At 61.7% G+C, this 358-nt stretch carries 1 protein-coding gene; it reads right to left on the bottom strand.

Annotated elements, in window-relative coordinates:
• Window positions 1-190, bottom strand: a 190-nt coding sequence (locus AC5RTT_RS20830) for a flavin reductase (RefSeq protein ID WP_494146743.1), incomplete at its 3' end; no start/stop codon positions are given.
• Between the last annotated feature and the right edge of the window lie 168 nt (window positions 191-358).

The following is a 358-nucleotide window of genomic DNA, read 5'->3' on the forward strand; positions in this document are numbered from 1 at the left end:
TGAAGGACACCAGGGGAGGCTCGGTTGAGACGCTGTAAAACGACTGGCAGGTGAACCCGATGGGTTCGTCCCCGGCAAGCCCGGCGATGATGGTGATCCCTGAGGCGTAGTGGCCGAGCGTGTTCCGGAAGGACCGGGGGTCGATTTGGTCGCCGGTGACGATGTCCTGGATGTTCTGTACAGATTGCATTGGTGTGTCTCCTAGTTGTGACGGATCAACACGGTTAAGCGGAAGGGATGCTGACGCGCAGGGCGGTGGCAACGTTGCCGAGCCGGGCCAGGTTCGCGGCGTATTCGTCGGCGGCGTTCTGGACGACCTCGTCGAGGTGGTCCATCTGGCCGGTGACGAAGTAGAACC

The sequence above is a fragment of the Arthrobacter sp. Y3221157 genome (assembly GCF_059089865.1).